At 36.4% G+C, this 20,425-nt stretch carries 16 protein-coding genes; 9 read left to right on the top strand and 7 right to left on the bottom strand.

All coding sequences use genetic code 11. From position 1 onward, the window contains the following. The first annotated feature begins 1,071 nt into the window (after positions 1-1,071). The 7 genes from PVV68_RS02040 to lpxK all read left to right on the top strand — a co-directional run bounded on the left by PVV68_RS02040 (position 1,072) and on the right by lpxK (position 8,970). The gene (locus PVV68_RS02040; RefSeq protein WP_273720139.1) at positions 1,072-1,491 is read left to right on the top strand and encodes an EVE domain-containing protein; all 420 of its coding nucleotides are present in this window, start codon (positions 1,072-1,074) and stop codon (positions 1,489-1,491) included. A gap of 250 nt (positions 1,492-1,741) precedes the next feature. Further along, complete coding sequence (locus tag PVV68_RS02035) at positions 1,742-2,191, top strand: hypothetical protein (protein WP_273720137.1); 450 nt, start codon at positions 1,742-1,744, stop codon at positions 2,189-2,191. A gap of 999 nt (positions 2,192-3,190) precedes the next feature. Next, positions 3,191-4,522: a TldD/PmbA family protein gene (locus tag PVV68_RS02030; protein ID WP_273782608.1), complete on the top strand. Its 1,332-nt coding sequence runs from the start codon at positions 3,191-3,193 to the stop codon at positions 4,520-4,522. Continuing rightward, positions 4,509-5,312 carry a 3'(2'),5'-bisphosphate nucleotidase CysQ gene (locus PVV68_RS02025; protein ID WP_273720133.1) on the top strand — a complete coding sequence of 268 codons (804 nt, stop codon included), beginning with the start codon at positions 4,509-4,511 and terminating at the stop codon, positions 5,310-5,312. Before PVV68_RS02030 ends, PVV68_RS02025 begins: the two co-directional genes overlap by 14 nt. 65 nt (positions 5,313-5,377) lie before the next feature. After that, positions 5,378-5,620, top strand: a complete 243-nt coding sequence (locus PVV68_RS02020; RefSeq protein WP_273720132.1) for a DUF4170 domain-containing protein — start codon at positions 5,378-5,380, stop codon at positions 5,618-5,620. 1,018 nt (positions 5,621-6,638) lie between these two features. After that, complete coding sequence (gene waaA / locus PVV68_RS02015; protein WP_273720144.1) at positions 6,639-7,949, top strand: lipid IV(A) 3-deoxy-D-manno-octulosonic acid transferase; 1,311 nt, start codon at positions 6,639-6,641, stop codon at positions 7,947-7,949. A 1-nt stretch (position 7,950) separates the two neighbouring features. Further along, on the top strand, positions 7,951-8,970 hold the full coding sequence (gene lpxK, locus PVV68_RS02010; protein WP_273720130.1) for a tetraacyldisaccharide 4'-kinase: 1,020 nt from the start codon (positions 7,951-7,953) through the stop codon (positions 8,968-8,970). 36 nt (positions 8,971-9,006) lie between these two features. On the opposite strand, the gene PVV68_RS02005 is transcribed toward lpxK, so the two are convergent. Both PVV68_RS02005 and mutL read right to left on the bottom strand, forming a co-directional pair. Then, on the bottom strand, positions 9,007-9,234 hold the full coding sequence (locus tag PVV68_RS02005) for a DUF2093 domain-containing protein (RefSeq protein ID WP_273720128.1): 228 nt from the start codon (positions 9,232-9,234) through the stop codon (positions 9,007-9,009). A gap of 121 nt (positions 9,235-9,355) precedes the next feature. After that, positions 9,356-11,194 (bottom strand): DNA mismatch repair endonuclease MutL, encoded by a 1,839-nt coding sequence (gene mutL / locus PVV68_RS02000; protein ID WP_273720143.1) that lies wholly within the window; start codon positions 11,192-11,194, stop codon positions 9,356-9,358. A gap of 297 nt (positions 11,195-11,491) precedes the next feature. Between mutL and PVV68_RS01995 the strand changes: the two genes are divergently transcribed. Both PVV68_RS01995 and lldD read left to right on the top strand, forming a co-directional pair. Next, a complete protein-coding gene (locus PVV68_RS01995; protein WP_273782606.1) occupies positions 11,492-12,580 on the top strand; it encodes a 2'-deoxycytidine 5'-triphosphate deaminase in 1,089 nt (362 codons plus the stop codon). 902 nt (positions 12,581-13,482) lie between these two features. Further along, positions 13,483-14,634 carry an FMN-dependent L-lactate dehydrogenase LldD gene (gene lldD / locus PVV68_RS01990; protein WP_273720125.1) on the top strand — a complete coding sequence of 384 codons (1,152 nt, stop codon included), beginning with the start codon at positions 13,483-13,485 and terminating at the stop codon, positions 14,632-14,634. 846 nt (positions 14,635-15,480) lie between these two features. Here lldD and PVV68_RS01985 read toward each other — a convergent pair. The 5 genes from PVV68_RS01985 to PVV68_RS01965 form a co-directional block, all read right to left on the bottom strand. After that, positions 15,481-16,446, bottom strand: a complete 966-nt coding sequence (locus PVV68_RS01985) for a transketolase family protein (RefSeq protein WP_273782604.1) — start codon at positions 16,444-16,446, stop codon at positions 15,481-15,483. Beyond that, positions 16,443-17,291 (bottom strand): transketolase, encoded by an 849-nt coding sequence (locus PVV68_RS01980; RefSeq protein WP_273782602.1) that lies wholly within the window; start codon positions 17,289-17,291, stop codon positions 16,443-16,445. Before PVV68_RS01980 ends, PVV68_RS01985 begins: the two co-directional genes overlap by 4 nt. Before the next feature lie 347 nt (positions 17,292-17,638). Then, positions 17,639-17,791, bottom strand: coding sequence for a hypothetical protein (locus tag PVV68_RS01975; RefSeq protein WP_273782600.1), 153 nt, complete (start codon positions 17,789-17,791; stop codon positions 17,639-17,641). A gap of 474 nt (positions 17,792-18,265) precedes the next feature. After that, positions 18,266-18,823, bottom strand: a complete 558-nt coding sequence (rsmD, locus tag PVV68_RS01970) for a 16S rRNA (guanine(966)-N(2))-methyltransferase RsmD (RefSeq protein WP_273720118.1) — start codon at positions 18,821-18,823, stop codon at positions 18,266-18,268. Further along, positions 18,804-20,207, bottom strand: a complete 1,404-nt coding sequence (locus tag PVV68_RS01965) for a pseudouridine synthase (protein WP_273782609.1) — start codon at positions 20,205-20,207, stop codon at positions 18,804-18,806. Before PVV68_RS01965 ends, rsmD begins: the two co-directional genes overlap by 20 nt. Positions 20,208-20,425 lie beyond the last annotated feature (218 nt).

Here is a 20,425-nt window from a genome sequence, read left to right as displayed (position 1 = left end):
TCAAATCTTGGGGACCAATAGATTTTGCTTGGATTGATGCTGGAACGCCCGCAGATGATGTGCGATTTGTTACCACGCTTTGGAAACACATCACCGCTGGTGGTTATCTCTGTCTGCATGAACCAACGACACATTGATTTATAATGATAATTTAGCGTTATTCATATTGAATGAGTGTCCCGAATATCGTAAGATTCTCTTATTTCAAATCTGTCTATCTTGAATCAATCAAAATCACTTTCTTGCACGTCAAAAGCGGAGCTGACGTGTGAATAAAACTGTATAATAAGAGTAAAAATGGCTCTTATGAACCGTCTTAATGCAAGGTCTGTCACAACATTGGAGGCTGGCAAATGTAATAATGGTGCCTGACATGGGCACCGTTTTATTTTTTTAAGCGAAAATAATAAGTTATTTAACTGACCCGCCTTTTGACATACGCTTGAATCTTGTTTTATACTATATAAAATTGTAAGCTGCTTCAACAGAGATTTAAAAAACTGTCATTTGAAATGTTATATGATTTCGAAGGTATGATCCTGGCAAATTATCTGTATATAAGCTGTTTTTATTCATAAGTGAAAGCTATAGAAAAATCGTAAATTTCATTTTTTATCAAATACTTATGACAAAACCAAATAAAATTTATTTTCTCACACTCTTTTGCTTCTTGTATCGAACTCTCTTTGTCTTATGTTTTTAAATGATAGCAATTGTAATGTGATGATTTGTAGAAATGGAACAAATTTCTTTTAAACGTGAATGCGCTAAAAAATAGTTTATTTGAAAGAATTTAGAAATCCTGAAGTTTTTTAACTCAATAATTTTTTACGAGCTTTCCTTACTAAGCAATCATATTCCATACTCATTGTGATGACTTCTTACGATTAATTTCTTTTTGTTCATACAAAATATATTATTAACTTCTTAGCAGAAATTTACAATTTTAAGCTACTCAAATTGTATCTGTATCTTTATCAATGTGAAAAAATCACCTTCGTTACTAGATAACTTTAAAAAAGATATTTTAAGTATAAAAATCTTACTCATTTTGTGAAAGAATGAATATAAATGAAACATTGGATAGCTGTAATTTCTCGAGAGCACGCACGCCTTGCCGCACAATTTGGCTTTCTTCAAGTCTGTCACGGTAAAGCTGGACCACTCCGAAAGACCTCTAAAGGAGATGAAGTATTCATTTACTGTCCACGGTGCAAAATGGGTACTGGACAGATTCTGCAAACAGTAGAGTTTCAGTGTATATTTAAGGATAATCATATTTATCAAGTGGAGCAAATGCCTCATTTCAGCCCTTTTCGAAAAGATGTTATTTTTCACAAACAAGTACAACCTGTTATTTTAAAAGAGATTCAGGGTCTTGAATTTTTAACAAACCCTCATTGGGGAGTGTTGGCGCGACGGGGTTTTTTTGAAATTACCGCTTTTGATGCCGCCAAAATTCGCAAAGCAATGGGGATTTATGATGGCTAATTGTTTAACTGTTTTGGTTGTTTCCAAGTATTTAAAGAATATTGATTTAAAATAACTGAGTATCTTTGTTGAATTAAAGCATGGTCTAAAATAATAGATTGGTATCAACTCACCCTTTGTCACGATACTCCTATTTTGAAACTAAACTGCAAGAGAAGGGCATATGTTAAATTTCAGAATTGCTTTTAGCTTGAATATTTATGTATTTCATCACTAGAATAAGAATTTTTGTAATATAAAGGGGACTCTCATGTTTAAATGGACATATAGTGAAGAAATTAACACAGAAGCAAGTGCTGAGCAAATTTGGGCTATGTGGGAAGACGTGACAACTTGGCCGTGCTGGGATTACGAACTTGAGTGGGTAGAACTCTCTGGTGCTTTCAAAGTAGGAGCAACGGGGCAAATGAAACCTAAAAAAGGACCGAAAGTAACTTTCACACTTGATAAAGTTATAAAAAATGTTTGCTTTTCTGATTATACTAGACTTCCTTTTACGCACATGAATTTTAATCATGAGTATATTATTTCAACGGATTCAAACTCTTCAAAAAATAAAATTCGTCATACGGTAACGATGTCTGGCTTACTTTCTCCTTTCTTTGGAATGATTATTGGCACAAAAATTAAGCAACATCTCCGCTATGCAATGACTGAAATGAGTCGGCGCGCTCTTACTGGAGATAAAACTATCTCGTAGTTATGCCTCATTTATAAAGAAAATCGATATTGTTGTAAAAAGAAATAATGTAGACGTTGTCGCCTACGTGAGAATTAAATCTTTGAATTATGGGTATTTTATGAGCTAACCATTCACAGAGCATTTTGGGATTATTTATTTAAAGCTTATCATTGTATAAAACCGCTTCTATACTAAAACTTTTATAAAAATTACTTAATTTTACTTTATCACAAAAAGACTCATAAAATATCTCTTTTGTTGAAAACTAAAAAGGTATCGTTTTTATTCTATCAGAATTTAATAAGACACTCAGGCTTTATTTAATAACATCGTAGCTGGTTAAATATGATGCATAAGAAAGGCACGATATTATCATTTATATCCGGTGACATCGAGAGCGAATGTCATGATAATAACTTATTTCGCTAAAATATGAAAAAAGTCTGTGTTGACATTATGTATATTAAACAAAATAATGACTGCTGTTCTTGATAAAATTATAACGACTGAACTTATCTTTTACACTTTCTATGATTTGTGTTTCATTATTATTGTATTTATGATGAGAAAGCTCATAAATGTTAAAGAAGGAGTATTAGAGGAGCATTTCCTCATGTTTTCATGAGAATTAAAGAATGCCATAGGAGAGTAATGTAAAAGTCGCTTTAATGCTTCGTGGTAAAAGGAAACATCATTTAGGACATCTTCCAATTATTGGAATGCTTGAAAAATTGAAATGAAGCCAAGTGTTATCGCATAACTTCCTATTGGTTTGATGATAAAGGCAATTTTAATTTGTGTAATAACATATCGTGGATTGGAATAATTGAAACCTAAAAAAATTGATAATATATTGCACCTTTTTGAAAAGACGCTAAAAAGGAAATTGCTTAATTCGTTGAAAAAAAATGCGTCCATGATACATATTTTTTATCGATGAATATACAAAAGTCACCTTTTGTATAAATTTGCCCAATTGCTTCCCCATATGAGGAATTAAATTTAAGGGAGTCCGTGATGACTGACAAAAACCAGATTGATAAAGCTGCTTCATTGGTTGAATCGGCAAAACGTTCTGGGGCAGATGCTGCTGATGCTATTATTGTTCGTACACATTCTACCAGTGTATCGGTTCGTTTTGGAAAAGTCGAATCAACAGAAGCTTCAGAGAGTAATGATTTTACATTAAGGGTTTTTGTCGGAAAAAAAGTGGCAAGTGTTTCTGCTAATTTAGCAGCTTATCCACAAGAATTGGCAGAACGTGCTGTTGCAATGGCCAAAGCTTCTCCAGACAATTTATTCGAAGGTTTGGCAGATAAAGAATCTTTGGTGATACATCCTAAAGATCTCGATCTTTTTGATGATTTTGTTCCGCACAGTCATTTTCTCACAGAAGATGCTTTAAAAATAGAAGCAGCAGCCCTCGATGTTAAAGGAGTAAGCAATTCTGGTGGAGCAGCGACAGCTTATGGTCATAGCGGATTTGTTCTTGTCACCAGTGATGGTTTTTGTGGTGCCTACCAATCCAGTGGTTTTTCACGTTCTTGCAGTGCTCTTGCTGGTGAGGGTACTGCGATGGAACGGGATTATGATTATACAACGGCCTTACATTTTTCTGATCTGGAAGCAGCAGAAATTGTGGGAAGAAATGCTGGTGTTGGAGCTGTTCGACGTTTAGGAGCAATTCGTGCTGCCACAGGAACTGTAGATGTTATTTTTTCTCCACGTACGGCTCGTGGCATCGCGGGACATATTGCATCTATGGTCAATGGAGCATCTGTAGCACGTAAAACAAGTCTTTTACAAAATCTCTTAGGTAAAGCGGTGATGAAACCAGATGTTCATGTGACAGATCAGCCTTTGAGACTGCGTGGGAATGCTTCGCGCCCTTTCGATGGAGAAGGAGTAGAGGGACAAACATTAAATATTATTGAAAATGGTATTTTAAAAAACTGGCTTCTTTCATCATCTTCAGCACGTGAATTGGGACTTAAAACCAATGGTCATGGTGTGCGTTCAGCATCGTTGGTTAAGCCAGCAAGTACCAACTTTGCTATTGAACCAGGGCTCATATCACCCCATGATATGATAAAAGGTTTGCAAAGTGGATTTTATGTCACAGAACTATTCGGGCATGGTATTGATTTTGTTACAGGACAATACAGCCGTGGTGCATCTGGTTTTTGGATCGAAAATGGTGAAATTGCTTATCCTGTAAGCGAAGTAACGTTAGGTTCCAATTTGCTTCATATGTTAGCGCATTTAACACCTGCAAATGATATCGATCGGCGTTATGGTACAGCAGCTCCAACATTATTAATTGAAGGAATGACACTTGCAGGAAAATAACACGCATCATTCTTCTGACTTAAACCTCTTGCTTGATGTTTGTCGAGAAGCAGGAGATTTAGCAATGAAGTATTTTGGATGTACGTTGGATGTTTGGATTAAAGAAGGAAATTCACCAGTCAGTGAAGCAGATTTTGCCGTTGATGACTTTTTGAAAGAAAAACTTCTTAGAGCCCGCCCAAGTTATGGATGGATTTCAGAAGAAACGAAAGATGATCGGAAACAAAAAATTTATGAACGCTATTTTGTGGTTGACCCTATTGATGGAACGCGTGGTTTTCTCTCAGGCAGCACCTATTGGTGTATTTCGATTGCTATTATTGAGAGCGGGCGCCCTATTGTGGGTGTTGTGCAATGTCCAGCTAAGGGAGATGTTTATGCTGCTGTCACTGGTGGAGGTGCAACATTAAATGGTAAAAAACTTCCTCTTTTGGTATCTCAGATCCACAGGAAGTATACAGTCTCACTTGATAAATCACTCGTACAAAAGTTACCGAATGATTTGTGCAATAAAGTCAATTTTTATCACTACATTCCTTCTCTTGCCTATCGTATTGTTCTTGTGGCTCAAAATGAAATTGATATTGTGTTGATTCGTCCCAATTGTCATGCATGGGATATTGCTGCGGCTGATCTTATTTTACAGGAATGCGGGGGATGTTTTTTAGCGCTTGATACACCTTTTATATCTTACGGAATTGAATCTTATCAATATGGGTTTTTAATTGCTGGTAAAAATAATTGCTGCCAAGATATGATAGATGTTGTTCGTCAAGCCAAGTTAGTTTAATCACATAAAATCAGTTTCATCACATAAAAAATACACTAAAATTTCTTTATGATATGGAGGCACATATGACTGAAGCCACTGAGAAAAAACAATGCTTGCACCTTGTATTTGGCGGGGAGTTAAAAAATCTTAATAGTAATCAATTTAAGAATATTGATAACTTAGATGTTGTTGGTATTTTTTCTGATTATCAGTCCGCCCGAGAAGCGTGGCAAGCAAAAGCACAAAGTAGTGTAGACAACGCATTACAACGTTATTACATTGTAGATTTACAGCACATTCTTGACAGTGAAACAGACGATGCATAATGAAACTTGCGTATTCTATTATTATGTTCAGCGACATCAAGTGCAGAAAAATTGAATTCTTTAGATTTAATCGCAAGATGAGTAAAAGAGCTCAGAAAAAAAGCAAGGTATTTTTAGCGAAGAAAGCAATACTTACTAATGAAAACACTCTTTGGATCGTTTTTGTTCTGTGGATAGATTGCTTTTTGTTTATTGGATAATCATAATTGAAAGTTTGAGATAAGATTATAAAAAGATAGGGTGTTTATAATCTCTTTCTTATCACTTTTTTGTATGAATGATGTATCGTAAACTCTTTTCTTTATTTTCAAAATGAAAAAGCTGTTATCGTATTTTTGTTTTGTTCACTCACTAAATAGATGCCCTCTTTGGAAAAAGGTGAAAACTTAAGTTTGTGCATGATTTCAGAAGGCGGTGTAAAAATACTTTGTGTTTATATGGATAAAATATATTGATTTATAATCATAATTTATCTTTGTTCATATTAAAGAAAAACTCTGAATATCGTAAGGTACTCTCATTTCAGATCTCTCCCATGGTGAATCAATTAAAACTATTCGCTTGCACATAACAAGCGGGATGAGCATGTGGATATAAAACGTCTGAGCAAGGACGAATGTTTCTTATAAATGCTCTCGAATGCAAGAGCTATCGCGACATATGGATAGGAGAGCTCTTCATGGGCAAAATGCATTTTTAGGTCTGAAAAAAATATTATAATTGTGGATATAAAGCCTGTAAAATGAGAAAAAGGATTATTTTATTAGCTAAATTATTTACCTGTTCTATCATACTCTGTGTGCATGCATTTTCATAGGAGAAGATTCTTGAAAACATGGTATAGAATTGTGTGTCTACTTTTCCAAATTATTCCCATGACTAAGGTGTTTTTGTTGCCTAAAATATGAGGCGTACTTCATTATTCGAAAGAAGAAAAATTGATCTCATAAAGGAGTGATACATCATTTAATAAAAAAGTTTACAGACGTCTCAAAACAGATGATATGAGGTGATTTTAATAATGGAACTAAAAGCACAAACAGCTTTTTTAATCTATCGGATGATTGGCTTTTGCTTACGTCCTGTTGTCCCTTTTTATTTGTTTCTTCGTACTGTCCGTGGAAAAGAAGAGCGAGGACGTCAAAAAGAGCGTTTGGGAAAAAGCCATAAAGAACGACCTCAAAGTCCTCTTACTTGGTTGCATGCAGCTAGTGTTGGAGAAACACTTGCTCTTGTTCCGCTTATTAATTATATTTTATCCTTGAAAATCAAGGTATTATTAACAACAGGTACTGTAACATCTTCTTCTCTTGTAAAAAAACTGTTTGGTAATCGGTTAATTCATCAGTATGCTCCTTTGGATTTAGATGTAGCAATGCGCCGTTTTATCAATCATTGGAAACCTGATCTCGTATTGGTTTGTGAATCAGAAATTTGGCCTCTGCGTATTAAAGAACTTGCTAAAATGCATATTCCGCAGATTTTGGTTAATGCTCATATGTCTGAACGTTCTTTTAAAGCTTGGCAAAAACGCCCTGCTCTTGCTAAACATATCTTTAAGCATATTGATCTCGTTCTTGGTCAAAATGAAAGAGATGTCGCTTATTACCATGCGCTTGGGGTAAAATCTGTTGCGCTTTCTGGTAATCTTAAGGCTGATGTTCTACCCGTTGAAGATCAAGTATTACATACACATTACCGTAGTGCTATCGGTAATCGTCCAGTTTGGGCCGCTCTTTCAACCCATGAGGGAGAAGAAGAAATCGCTTTTGAAGTTCATAGGATTCTTAAAGATTATTTGCCAGATTTGTTGACAATTATTGTGCCTCGTCATCCTGAACGCTTAGAAGACCTCATTGAGAAATGCAATAATAAAAATTTACGTTTTGTTCGTAGAAGTCATAATGCTGTTCCAGAGGCGAATACAGACATTTTATGGGGCGATACGATTGGAGAAATGGGGCTTTTCCTTCGCTTATCAAAAGTGTCTTTCATTGGAAAGTCATTATGTGCAGACGGTGGACATAATCCATTGGAATTAGCATTTTTTCGTTCAGCTATTTTAACGGGACCTCATGTCTCAAATTTTCAAGAGATGTTCGAACAATTCTTGGCGCGTGAAGCAGCCTATATGATTCAAGATACAAAACAGCTTGCTATTCAAGTGTATAAGCTTTTAACGAATGAAGCATTACGACAAGAAATGGTTGATAAAGCCTATGAAATTGCAACGGGTATGGCGGGTGCACTTGAGCGTACATTAAAACTTCTTGAGCCATTTTTGCACCCCCTTGTTATACAAACTGGGTTAAGTCAACATCGGAGGTGACATGCACATTAGCACACCACATTTTTGGTGGAAAAACAAAAGCTTTTTGCGTGTTTTGTTAGCTCCAATTTCTTGGGGATATGGTTATTTTTCACGTCGGCATATGACAAAACAGCCTCCTATTATTGATCTTCCCGTCTTGTGTATTGGTAATTTTACCTGTGGTGGTGCTGGTAAAACACCCGTTGTCATTGCTTTTGCTAAAGTAGCTAAAGAACTTGGTTTCGTGCCTGGTGTTGTCTCGCGTGGTTATGGTGGCGCGATTAAGAAAGCACATCTTGTCAATAAAAAATATGATAATGCGCACGATGTTGGAGATGAAGCACTTTTACTTGCACGACATGCTTTTGTTGCTATATCCGTTGATCGTTATGCTGCAGTAAGGCTGCTTAAACAAGCAGGATGTAATTTAATTTTAATGGATGATGGGTTTCAAAGCCGCCGTCTTTATATGGACTATGCATTGCTTGTTGTAGATGCGATGCGTGGCTTCGGTAATGGAGCGGTTTTCCCAGCAGGACCTTTGCGTGCACCATTAGACACACAGCTTTCTTTAACCGATAGTGTTTTATTGATTGGTGATTCGAATGCGCAAGATAAGGTTTCTTTTCTTGTCACACGTACAGGAAAACCTTTGCATCATGCCTCTCTTAAATCTTTCGCGTCTGATGAGGTTGCAGGCAAATCATTTTTGGCTTTTGCAGGTATTGGCCATCCAGATAAATTTTTTAAATCTATTAAAGAACTGTCCGGTCATGTGGTGCAAACTTATTCTTATCCTGACCACTATTTTTTTACCGATACAGATTTAAAAAATCTTGCACAAAAGGCTAAAAATCAAAATCTATGGCTGGCGACAACTGCTAAGGATTATGCACGTATACAAACAAGCAATATGCAAAAAGATTTAAAAAATATTATTATATTTGATACCCAAGTTGATTTTTCTCAAAAAGATTTTTGTCGTATGCTCCTTGAGGAGGTCATAACTCGCTTTAGAGAGCGTAAAAATCCCCTTTAAAGAGTTCAATTTATAGCTTTCCATTGGTTATTTTTTCTAATCTTTTAATAATTGGCTGAGATACGGGTTGCATTCAAGCTCGCGGTGATAGGAAATTTCACAACTTGCATATGCTTCTTGGCGGTGATGATTCCAATATTTCAAATCGTCTATTGGGATTTTTTGTCCACTAACAGCACAAAGCGTATAGGTTCCATATTCTATGACTTTATACCCATTATTAGTATAATGAATTTTTGCTTGGCGTTCACCACTGGAAAACATTTTTTTATATTCCCTTTACTATTGTTATGAGAGATTACGCAAGTAAAGTGCCATAACATGCCTTATAAAGTCGAGAGTAAACTGTGAAAAAATATTTCTTTCCAAAGCAGTGAATAATCATTTATTTTCTACCAAAAAGCCGTTCTATATCAGCCAATTTAAGTTCAATATAAGTAGGACGACCGTGATTACATGTTCCTGTATGAGGAGTTGCTTCTATTTGCCGTAATAGTGCATTCATTTCTTCAGGGCGCAAAAGACGTCCTGATCGTATTGAGCCATGACAAGCCATTGTTGCAGCAATATAATCAAGCATTGCTTTTAAATTGTTTGTCGTATCATATTCAGCGGCTTCGTCCGCAAGATCTTTAATGAGAGCTTGTACGTTAATTTCTCCTAACATAGAGGGGGTTTCGCGTACAACAATTGCACCAGGTCCAAATGGCTCTATACCCAAACCAAATTTCTGCAAAGCATCTTTGTGCGCTAAAAGGCACGCTGCGTCTTCTTGAGAGAGTTCTACAATTTCAGGGATCAGCAATAATTGTGAAGGAAGCGGTTTGGAATAAAGCGCATTCTTAAGTGCTTCATAAACCAATCGTTCATGAGCAGCATGCTGATCGACAATAACCAAACTATCTTGAGTTTGAGAGATAATGTAGTTTTTATGAATTTGTGCTCTGGCAGCTCCTAGCGGATAAGACAATTCTTCTGGTGAAGGTGAAATATTTGAAATGTAGGCATCACCACTTGGTGTATCTAACCCCTCTATCAGAGGAGGTGTATCTTCTTTTAAACAAAAAGAACTGGTCATATCCAATGGTTTGTGCACCATTGATACAGATGACAAATGGTGAGGCTGCGGTCTATAAGAAGAAGGTGGAAGTGTATTGTGAAAATTTTTCAATGGTTGTTGTGTTTGAAATGCACTTAACATGGCTTCAGAACGCGTTGAAGTAGAGCGAACACCCGTTTGATGCAATGCTTCACGAATTGCTCCAACGATTAAACCGCGAATGAAACCTGAATCACGGAATCGTACATCTGCTTTGGCAGGGTGTACGTTGACATCTACATCAGCGGGAGGAAGGTCAATAAAAAGAATGCATACAGGATAACGATCCCGCGTCATGACATCAGCATAGGCTCCTCGAATTGCTCCAAAAAGAAATTTATCGCGTACTGGACGCCCATTAACATAAGCAAATTGGTGGAGGCTATTGCTACGACTAAAGGTAGGCAAACAAGCAAACCCCGTCAAACGAACTGACTCACGTTCCGCATTGAGTGCTATACTGTTGGGAGCAAATTCTGTACCCATAATTTGCGTAATACGTTGTAATTGTCCTTGGGTATTATTTTCTGTAGCAGGAAGTTCGAGAGAAGTTCTGTCTGAGCCTGAAAGAGAAAAACGAATATGTGGAAATGCGATAGCGATGCGTTTCACCATATCGGTAATCGCATTCGTTTCAGCACGGTCAGTTTTCATAAATTTCAGCCGTGCTGGAGTAACAAAAAAAAGATCACGTACTTCAACAATCGTTCCAGGATTTGCAGCAGCTGGCTTTGGTCCAACAATTTTTCCCGCTGTGACAATAATTTCAGCAGCATTATCAGCATCCTGCGTTCGTGAAATGAGTCTCAGTTTAGCAACAGAACCAATAGAGGGTAAGGCTTCTCCTCTAAAGCCTAGGAAGCAGATATTGTGCACATCATCGGTAATTTTTGAGGTACAATGACGAGAAACGGCTAATGTTAACTGATCTGCAGAAATACCACAGCCGTTATCGCTCACCTTTATAAAGTTTTTTCCACCATTTGCGGTAATAATTTCAATGCGCGTTGCTCCCGCATCAATGGCATTTTCAACAAGTTCTTTGATAACATTTGCAGGCCGTTCAATAACTTCACCGGCTGCAATTTGATTAATAATATTTTCGCTGAGATGGCGTATGATCATCATAAATTCTAACAAGATTCCTAAGGATTCTAGAGAAGTTTTGAATTATGATAACATCATTTGTGCAACATTCAAGAATGAGAATATATTGAAAGCTGTTATTCTCAAAAAACTTATTTATTTTCAAGGAATATTGTATCAAATGTTATTTCATTGTTTGTGGCATTCTATGGTTAACTACAGCAGAAAGTTGATTGGTAAAATGAGAAGCAAATCATTGTTATTTTCCTAAAATGTCTTGCACTCATCAATCATCTGAGACAAAAAGAAATAACGTAAAAATGGAAGGCAAAACATATGGCGCGTGTAAGCGGTATTTTGGCAGATAGTGATATACAAGCTTTAATTGATAATCATATTCTTAAGGCTCTGTTGCCATTTGATGTAACCCAAATACAACCCGCAAGTCTTGATCTTCGTTTAGGAACCAAAGCTTATCGTATCCGCGCTTCTTTTATGCCAGGAGCTCATGTAAAAGTTCTCGATAAACTCGAACGATTAAAGTTGCACGAATTTGATTTGCAAAATGGAGCGGTCTTAGAAACAGGTTGTGTCTATGTTGTTCCTCTTTTAGAAAGTTTGGCTTTACCAGAAATTTTATCTGCAGCTACTAATCCTAAAAGTTCTACCGGACGATTAGATATTTTTACCCGTGTGATTACCGACAATGCTCAGGAGTTTGATAAGATTTGTGCTGGTTATCATGGTCCACTTTATCTTGAAATTAGTCCACGCACATTTCCCATTTTGGTACGTACTGGTTCACGTTTGTCTCAGCTTCGATTTCGCAAAGGACACAGTTTTTTAAATGAACTTGAGCTCCATAGTTTGCATCGGCAAGAAACGCTTATATCAGATGATTTACCTAATATTAATGTGGGTGGCATTGGGCTTTCTATTAATTTGGAAGGGGGCGAAAACGGGCTTGTGGGCTACCGTGGTAAACGCCATACAAGTGTTATTGATATCGATAAACGTGCTATTGCAGACATTCTAGATTTTTGGGAACCGCTTTTTGACCGAGGTCAAAAAGAACTGATTCTTGATCCTGATGAGTTTTATATTTTAGTCTCTCGAGAATCTGTCCATGTTCCTCCACTTTATGCCGCTGAAATGACGCCTTTTGATCCTTTAGTTGGTGAATTTAGGGTACATTATGCAGGCTTTTTTGATCCAGGATTTGGACATATGGAGACAGGTGGAAAAGGAGCAAAAGCGGTTTTGGAAGTACGTAGCCGCGAAGTTCCGTTTATCTTGGAGCATGGACAAATTATTGGCCGTCTCGTCTATGAACATATGCTTAATCGACCATCAACACTTTATGGGCATGAGGTTGGATCACATTATCAAGCGCAGGGATTAAAATTATCCAAGCATTTTAAATGATGTGAAAACACAAGCTTTGGTAAAATATTTGCAAAAAACTATGAGAGTAAAAGAAAAGCTTTAGTTTTTCCATATATTATATGCTCTTACTTTGTGCATTCCTCCAACTGAATGCGTAAAGTCTCTTGCCACTACGCGTTTCACTTTTACAAATTGTAAAAAATATCATACATTTTGTTTTATTATAAAATATCGTTAAAAATAAAAATAGACGTTTTTGTTGATAGAGCAGTAACACATTTTTCCCATATAGTATTCTTCATAACTTTTTAGATATGGCTCACCTGTTGTTCAAAGCTCACTTTGATAAGAATCAATAAATTGTATTCTCTGTCTATAATCAATTTATAGTATACGTAGAAAATTTTTAAAGAAAATGAGATTTTTCTCTTTATATGTATTTATTATTTAAAATTCTTTAAAGTGCCTTAAATTAATCAAGAAATCTATGATTTGATAAATTTAAATTAGAAAAACAGCTAGCATTATTCAGTCCGCTTGTAGAAAAGCATTTCTAGCTGCCTATCAGACATTCTATGAATACGTTTTTTATCTTTAGAGGAGGGATTTTTTTTGATATATACTCAATGTGACTTGTATAAACTGTCATATGAGGTACTTTTATAGTTTATTAAGAGAAATACTAATTTAAAATGAAAATAAATGACTAAAACAACATTTCTGGGAGGTTATTGATGAAGACGTATCACCATCAGATTTTTAATCTAGAAAAGAACAATAAAGATGTTGTTGTTATCAATGTGTTTTTTTGAGTTGCAATCTTAATTGCCTACCTCTACTGAATAGAATATTGGGGAAGACGTCTCATTGGAGGCGTGCGGATTGGTTCTTATTCGCTTTAGAGTGTTTTCGCTTTTCATTCAAAAACAGTGGTGCACTTCATGATTATTTCCTCAACAGTTGATTACCGTAAAGCAGCAAAACGCCGCCTTCCTCCTTTCCTTTTTCACTATATCGATGGTGGAGCTTATGCTGAAGAAACGATGCGACGTAATTTTACAGATCTTCAAGCGCTTGCACTACGCCAAAGGATTCTCAAGCAAATTGATAAAGTTGATCTTTCACTTAAGCTTTTTGATCAAACACTTCATTTACCCATTATACTTGCACCTGTTGGACTAACTGGCATGTATGCACGTCGTGGTGAGGTACAAGCTGCACGCGCTGCCGTTGCAAAAGGGATACCTTTTACTCTATCCTCAGTTTCAGTCTGCCCCATTGCAGAAGTGCAAAAAGCTGTTGGAAGTGCATTTTGGTTTCAACTTTATGTTCTCAAAGATCGCGGATTTATGCGTGATGCATTAGAACGATCTTGGGCATCTGGGATACGCACTTTGGTTTTTACAGTTGATATGCCAGTTCCTGGTGCACGTTATCGTGATGCGCATTCTGGAATGTCTGGTCCTTATGCTGGGTTACGCCGTGTTTTACAAGCTTTTACCCATCCACATTGGGCTTGGAATGTTGGTATTATGGGACGTCCACATGATCTTGGAAATGTTTCTACCTATTTGCAAAAAAAGATTGCATTGGACGATTATGTTGGTTGGCTTGGAGAAAATTTTGATCCCTCAATTGGTTGGCGTGATTTGCAATGGATTCGAGACTTTTGGAAGGGAAAGATGATTTTGAAAGGTATTCTTGATCCAGAAGATGCACGAGAAGCATTACAATTTGGTGCTGATGGTATTGTTGTTTCCAATCATGGAGGACGTCAACTTGATGGTGTCTTATCAACGGCACGGGCATTGCCAACAATTGCGGAAACTGTAAAGGGAGATTTGACTATTTTAGCGGATTCTGGTGTGCGTTCTGGTCTTGATGTTGTACGTATGATAGCACAGGGTGCGGATGCTGTTATGATTGGTCGAGCTTTTGTTTATGCACTTGCAGCAGCCGGTGAGAAAGGTGTTGTTCAACTGCTTGATCTTTTCGAAAATGAAATGCGGGTCGCTATGACACTAACCGGTGCTCGCACAGTTAAAGATATTACACACGAAAGTTTGGCAAATTCATATGTTTTTGAGCAATAAAAACAATATCCTCTATTACTTAAAAAGAAAAAAATCTTTTTTATAAAGAAGCATATTTGTATATTTCACAAACATGTTAACAGCTAACATTAAAGCGAACAGCTCAAAAATCTTCTCTATAAAGTGATAGAAAATGCCTCATAACTATATTGTTCCCCTCTTCACATCTCAAATGACGAAGCTTCCTACCAGTGCAAGGTCTATAAATAATCCAGTTTCTTGTCTAGCAGACGCCACCTGCTGACCATTTGTATGATTCATTTCAGAGGTTCTATGGACAAATCCTGCTCTGAGCATTTATTACATTACCTAAAAATACTTAATGTGCAAAATTTTACATACCTTATATCACCACACCTCAAATAACAGTGTTTTACAGCATAACTACGATAATAGGAAAGACAAAAGCCTAATAATAATGAACAAGCGCTGCTATTAAAGTCATAATAACTGTTGATATAGAAAAAATCCTTATAAATAATGCTATGAGCATTTTCCCCTCCTATTTATAAAAACGTTTAAAATAATATCTTAATCATTTTTTTATATTGTTATAAAAATTAAAGTTATAAATTTTATTTAGTGTTATTTTAATTTACAATTAAATTGTTAATGCATATAAACTAATTTTATTAAAAAATAATATGTGTTATTATGAGCTATAATTTATGTGGAATTTATTGAATCATATATTCTATGGATATGATATGGCTTTGGTGAAATCCGTTTTTAAGCAATAAAAAAGCGCAATTTAATATGCTTATTTATCTCATTTTTTGCATTCTCAATACGTTATTGTTTAAGCTGGAAAACACATGAGCAAGCAAGTTTCATGTTTTGTGTATATTATATCATTGCTAGTACCTTTTTCGTTATACCATCTTTACTGATTTCATAATGTGCTAGAACATCTAATTGACTTCCATTACAGATTGGTTCATCTGGTATTCCTAATGAAACAAATTTACAGACAATGTTCTGTTCCATGAGTAATCTCGCAATTGCTTCTCCAAGCCCTCCATTTATGCTATGTTCTTCACAAACAACGACAGAACGGTGGGATTTACAAAATTCTAATACAGATGCGTTATCTAAAGGGCGAATTGTTGGTACACTGACAACTGTTGGTATAATTTCATATTTTTTGAGTTCTTCAGCCGCTTTAAGACAAATCTGCACCGCTTCACCAGTGGCAAGTAAGAGAATATCTTTTCCTTTTTTTACAACAGAAGCTTTATTGATATCAATTTTTGCAGCATCTTTATGAATATTTGTAAGAGCACGCTTTCCTAAACGTATATAAGCAGGCATAGGACTGCTTAACGTCGAAAGAATTGCAGCTTCTGTTTCTTTATTATCGGCAGGAGCCATAATGTGTATGTTGGGAATGGCACGAAGCGAAGCAAAATCGGCAATAGCATGATGGGTTGCCCCAAGTGGCCCATAGCTAATACCAGCACTAATACCAATTAACCGAACAGGATTTTCACAATAAGCGACATCTACCTTTATTTGTTCAAGGGCACGCGTTGTCAAAAAACAAGCCTGCGAAACAACAAAAGGCTTTTTGCCACATGAAGCAAGACCAGCAGCAACACCTACTAAATTTTGTTCAGCAATTCCAACTTCTATAATACGCTCTGGATAGAGCTTTGCAAATTGATCAATCTTTCCAGATAAGCGTGAATCAGCTGTTAAAACAACAATATCTTTATCAAATTGCGCTATTTTTATAAGAGTCTTATTTAAGATTTCGAGGTTTGAAAACTTCACGGCATTTTGTGTTTTTTGATGAAGATGATCCACACTCATATTCCCATTAATTGAATTTTTGTTTCAATTTCTTTGACAGCAAGATTATATTCCTCATCTGTTGGAACTTTATGGTGCCAAATTATGTCATTTTCCATAGTGGAAATTCCACTTCCCTTTATGGTATTCATAATGATTGCTGTTGGCTTATCCTGATGAAATGGAAGTAATTTTAATGATGTTTTCAATTGGGCCATATCGTGACCATCAATTTCTACAACATGCCAGCCAAAACTTGTAAATTTATCTGCTAAGGGCTCTGTTTTCATTAAGACATCCGTTTTATCTGTAATTTGTAACCGATTTCTATCAACAACGGCGATGAGATTGCTCAGTTTATAATGTGCTGAAAAAAGTGCAGCTTCCCAAACAGAACCCTCTGTCATTTCGCCATCACCAAGAAGCACAAAAACACGATAAGATTGAGAATTAAGCTGTCCAGAAAGAGCCATTCCTGCACCAAGAGATAAACCATGCCCAAGAGAACCTGTGCTTTGTTCTATACCAGAGACTTTTTTAGTGACATGACCAATAAAATCTGAACCAAAGTTTAAATAAGTATCAAGAAGTTGAGGGGCAAAATATCCCATTTCTGATAATACAATATATAATGCTTCAACCGCATGCCCCTTACTTTGAACATATCGATCGCGATTGGGATCATGGATACGCTTTGGATTTATTTGAAGAATATGTTTGTATAAGATATAAATAAAATCAATACAGGAAAGGCTTCCAGCCGTATGACCAGATTTTGCTTTTCTAATAAGATCAAGTATTTTAAGGCGTAAACGAAGAGCATAAATCGCATCATCAATATCTGCTTTATTGGTTGCATAAGCCATATCTTCTCCCCCCCCTTAAAAGATTTATAAAAACCACCTCAAATTGTGATTTTATACACTACTTAATCTTTATTTTAAACGTGTAAGATCATTACCCCATGATAAAGAGGATTTAAATGTGATAAAATTTGTGCAGAGAGAAAAGACATAGAATTATTAACTCATTCAATTTTAAAGATTGCGTCTTGAGATAATCTTATCAAGAGTTTTATCTCACAGAAATTATCCATTGTTTCATGTTATTTTTTAGCGCGTTCTTCATGGAAACACGCCGCTTATGCAAAACAGAACGCGACAAAATGCCATTGTCTTGCCAAGATATGCGCTTTTTTTCAATATTTCTCAATTTACTCAAGCCCATTTCGTAATAGGCTCATGATAGTATAAGAAAAGCCTTCGTGCATCATTTCTTTATGCTTATGACGATGCAAACTATCGCCATCAAGCTTATTTGCCTGCCCCCAATATCGCAATAGCTCTTGGCACCTGAGAGTGTTCATAAAAGATATTTTTACTCTTCTCTTGAAGTGTTTTTATCCCCACGCTTTCCCCGCTATAGGGTGCAAGGAAGTGATTTTCATTGATGCAATATGAGATTGAGATGAGAACAATTTACTGTATTCAGAGTTATTATTCACTATGAATGAATGATTATTTATTATTATAAATCAATATATTATCTCGACCGCCAAAAACAAAGAGTAATAATACTTTCTCTTGATATTACTTGACTGACATTAAAATCTTGTATTGGTCAAAGCATTTATATCGTGTTCTCTATCTTTAGCTGCATCGTATAGAAAAATATATCTAATTATATACGGGTGATAAAATAAGGAAGTATAAAGCTTTCGCATCTCTTGAACAATTTAAAAGCCACTGTTGACTAAAATAGCAATTATTTCATAAAAAGTAATATAGAATAATTTTTCTCACTCTCTCAGATAAAAGTGAGGACTTCCTCAAGCCTAAATCTATGATCGCAGTTTATAAAGGCGCATTGCTGTCTCACCATAAAAACGCTCATCATCGAGATAAAAAGTCTCAGGTAAATGAATCGTTGCATCTTTTTTTTCTTCAAGCACAAAGAGTGCATGCACTTTTGCCCAGCCCCCTTGTAACACCTCTACAAAAGCACGCTCACCTAAACAATGTCCATAGGGAGGATCTGCAAAAACGACATCAAATGGGAGCATCGTGCCAATATTGCCAAGTTTTGTTGCATCACGACGCAAAATGCGCCCCATGGATTGCAATTCAAAAGCTTCAATATTTTTTTGTATGAGTGCACGCCCCTCAACAGAGTTTTCAACAAAAACAGCAGCTTTTGCCCCCCGCGATAGAGCCTCTATGCCCAAAGCACCAGTACCAGCAAAAAGATCTAAAACACGTTTGTTGGTCCAAAATTGCTCTTCTCGGCTGGCAAGAATATTGAAAAGGCTTTCGCGCGTACGATCACTTGTTGGACGAATTGACTGTCCCATGGGTGCACACAAAACACGCCCAGCAAATTTACCGCCGACGATCCGCACCTCGTCCTCCAGATCTCTTCACTGTTTTTGCCGCTCCCTTATATGTTTTAGATTTGTTCATGGAACCAGTAAATGATTGAGCCCTTTTCTTATCCTCAAAAGAATGTTTATCATTATTGCCTTCCATAACCTTTTCTTTTTTCTTAAAAAAACGCCCTTTCTTGCCAACAGAACGCATTTCAGCAAAAGATTTTTTACCATGTTTTTGATCAAAACGAGTATCGCTTTCTTTCTGCAATGGAACATCTGAAAGCTTTTCTTTCGATTTACGGAAAGATCTTTTATCTGCTAAACTGTTTTTATGTTCATAAGAAGATTTTTCACTATAGAAAGATTTTTTGAGTGTACTCTGTGGACGTGCGCCAGGAGCCATCCAAACATTAGAACGACGCGAACGAGGCAAAAAACGCTCTCCTTTTCCTTCCTCATTCTTATCCTTGCGCATAAATTTTGCATCAGATGTTATTCCTAATCGTGATTGATTATGTTTTGCAGATCCACCTTGTTTTTTACGCTGTATTTCTTTCCCACTTGAGAAAATCCAACCTTCATTGTTATGAACAAAATCTTTATCGCTTCGTTTTTCTGCAATAACTACAGAATTTGAAAAGGGTTTCAGAATAGGAGCATCAAAATTTGCATTGGCTTGCATAATTAAACGTTCACCTAATTGCTCACGTAACATCCGACCTTTTATCTCACGCACCCCTCCTTCTTCCAAATCAGCAAGCTGAAACGGGCCATAAGAGACACGGATTAAACGATTAACTGATAATCCTAATGCACCAAGAACCTTTTTTATTTCACGATTTTTTCCTTCACGTAAAGCTACAGAAAGCCATATATTTGATCCTTGTTCACGTTCAATTGATGCTTCAATCGCACCATAGAAAATACCATCAATAGCTATGCCATTTTTAAGGTTATCAAGTGCACTCTGTTTTACTCGTCCATGGGCACGAACCCTATATTTGCGCACCCACCCCGTTAAAGGCAACTCTAATACGCGCGATAAACCACCATCATTGGTTAACAGCAAAAGCCCTTCTGTATTAATGTCCAACCTTCCTACCGAAAGAACACGAGGCATTCCTTTTGGCAAATTGCTAAACACTGTGGGTCTACCTTCAGGATCACGGTTCGTGGTGACAAGCCCCGCCGGCTTGTGGTAAAGCCATAACCGCGTTCGTTCTATAGGAGACAAAGGTTTACCATCAACTTTAATAACATCAGAGTAAGCAACATTAAAAGCAGGTGTCGTCACAACTTTACCATTAACAACAATACGACCTGCAACAATCATCATTTCTGCATCGCGACGCGAAGCAATACCTGCGCGTGCTAATCTTTTAGCAATCCGCTCACTCTCATTGTTTTCATTCATTTGCTCTTTACACCAACCTCTTCCAATACGTTCAAAAATCGTCACCCCACACCATACCGATTATCCTGATAAGGGGGAGTAACATAACCACTTATCATTTTCTATCCTTTAGCAATAATAATGTACCCATTTCCTTACAAGTTGATTTAAACATTTTAAAAATAATATCAATTCATTATAAAAGAATTATAACTCACACATTTAGTACTGTTCTCTGT

Source organism: Bartonella sp. ML69XJBT, from assembly GCF_028618515.1.
Taxonomy (GTDB): domain Bacteria; phylum Pseudomonadota; class Alphaproteobacteria; order Rhizobiales; family Rhizobiaceae; genus Bartonella.
Note: the sequence above shows the minus strand (reverse complement) of the source record. Positions and strands in the feature narration are given on the sequence as shown.

Coding starts and splice junctions, on each gene's coding strand:
- PVV68_RS01995 (WP_273782606.1), top strand. CDS start 11,492: ATGGCGCGTGTAAGCGGTATTTTGGCAGATAGTGATATACAAGCTTTA.
- PVV68_RS02040 (WP_273720139.1), top strand. CDS start 1,072: ATGAAACATTGGATAGCTGTAATTTCTCGAGAGCACGCACGCCTTGCC.
- lldD (WP_273720125.1), top strand. CDS start 13,483: ATGATTATTTCCTCAACAGTTGATTACCGTAAAGCAGCAAAACGCCGC.
- PVV68_RS02030 (WP_273782608.1), top strand. CDS start 3,191: ATGACTGACAAAAACCAGATTGATAAAGCTGCTTCATTGGTTGAATCG.
- PVV68_RS02035 (WP_273720137.1), top strand. CDS start 1,742: ATGTTTAAATGGACATATAGTGAAGAAATTAACACAGAAGCAAGTGCT.
- PVV68_RS02020 (WP_273720132.1), top strand. CDS start 5,378: ATGACTGAAGCCACTGAGAAAAAACAATGCTTGCACCTTGTATTTGGC.
- PVV68_RS02005 (WP_273720128.1), bottom strand. CDS start 9,234: ATGTTTTCCAGTGGTGAACGCCAAGCAAAAATTCATTATACTAATAAT.
- PVV68_RS01985 (WP_273782604.1), bottom strand. CDS start 16,446: ATGAGTGTGGATCATCTTCATCAAAAAACACAAAATGCCGTGAAGTTT.
- mutL (WP_273720143.1), bottom strand. CDS start 11,194: ATGATCATACGCCATCTCAGCGAAAATATTATTAATCAAATTGCAGCC.
- lpxK (WP_273720130.1), top strand. CDS start 7,951: ATGCACATTAGCACACCACATTTTTGGTGGAAAAACAAAAGCTTTTTG.
- PVV68_RS01965 (WP_273782609.1), bottom strand. CDS start 20,207: ATGAATGAAAACAATGAGAGTGAGCGGATTGCTAAAAGATTAGCACGC.
- PVV68_RS01975 (WP_273782600.1), bottom strand. CDS start 17,791: ATGAACACTCTCAGGTGCCAAGAGCTATTGCGATATTGGGGGCAGGCA.
- PVV68_RS01980 (WP_273782602.1), bottom strand. CDS start 17,291: ATGGCTTATGCAACCAATAAAGCAGATATTGATGATGCGATTTATGCT.